We start from the raw sequence: 401 nt of genomic DNA, 5'->3' as shown, positions 1-401 counted from the left end.
TGATTTAGGAAACAAAGCCGTTCGTGGCCGATAATTGTGAAGCCTGAAAGCAGTCTGTCAAGCTCAAATTGAGTGAGGGTAAACACCTGATTTTTCTCTTTTGAAGGCCACTTATACTTGGCTTTTTCAAGGCGTTTATACCAGAGGGCGAAGCCTGTTTTATCCCAGTACAACACTTTAATCTTATCGCGCTGTTTATTGGTAAACAGGAACAGCGCACCGCTGCCAAGAGGCAAGTCAGTATCATTTTCGATAATCGCTGCAAGGCCGTTGATGGACTTTCTAAAATCGACTCTTTCACGATAAAGGTAAATGTCTGAAGCGCTGAGCATACCTTTCATGACAACGCTCCAATGAGTTCAGCAAGATAGGTGGCTGGCATGCCTTGAGGAATGCTCAGC

At 44.6% G+C, this 401-nt stretch carries 1 protein-coding gene; it reads right to left on the bottom strand.

All coding sequences use genetic code 11. From position 1 onward, the window contains the following. A partial coding sequence (gene tnpB / locus AB4138_RS23975) for an IS66 family insertion sequence element accessory protein TnpB (protein WP_372307985.1) occupies window positions 1-341 on the bottom strand: 341 nt, incomplete at its 3' end. Window positions 342-401: the final 60 nt, after the last annotated feature.

Source organism: Vibrio sp. 10N.286.52.C3, assembly GCF_041468865.1.
GTDB lineage: Bacteria > Pseudomonadota > Gammaproteobacteria > Enterobacterales > Vibrionaceae > Vibrio > Vibrio crassostreae_C.
Note: the sequence above shows the minus strand (reverse complement) of the source record. Positions and strands in the feature narration are given on the sequence as shown.